The 401-nt window shown below is 57.4% G+C and carries 1 protein-coding gene and 1 pseudogene; both read left to right on the top strand.

Translation table 11 applies throughout. From position 1 onward, the window contains the following. Positions 1–193: pseudogene (locus tag H0X90_RS35490) on the top strand (hypothetical protein); the annotation flags it as partial. Between the two features lie 10 nt (positions 194–203). Then, positions 204–401, top strand: a 198-nt coding sequence (locus H0X90_RS35485; protein ID WP_196438452.1) for a PTS sugar transporter subunit IIA, incomplete at its 3' end; no start/stop codon positions are given.

Genomic DNA, 401 nt, shown 5'->3' with positions numbered 1-401 from the left:
CAGCTACAGCCTGCATATTCAGGTTCCGGCACCGCACGGCGGCTTCTTAATCCTGCCGCTGGTCAGTAAACCGTTGATGTGGGTGCTGTGCATTCTCGCCGGTTCCGCCTGCGGGGCACTTATGCTGGGATGCTGGCGGCTGTGGCAAAAACGCACTGACAAAGCGACAGCTCTTGCTGGCGCCATGAAATAAGGAGCAAGCTATGCAACTGACTTCTGCCGATATTTGTTTCGATCGTCAGGTCAAAACAAAAGACGAGGCGCTACAGCGTGTCGTTGCAGCCCTGACCCATGCCGGACATACGCGGGCAGACTATCTACAAGGCATGCGCGAGCGCGAGGGGCAAATCAGCACCTATCTGGGCAACGGCATTGCCATTCCCCACGGTACGCCGCACAGT

The organism is Burkholderia sp. 9775_39, from assembly GCF_015712225.1.
GTDB classification, from domain to species: Bacteria; Pseudomonadota; Gammaproteobacteria; order Burkholderiales; family Burkholderiaceae; genus Burkholderia; species Burkholderia cenocepacia.
This window is presented reverse-complemented; position numbering and strand designations above follow the sequence as displayed.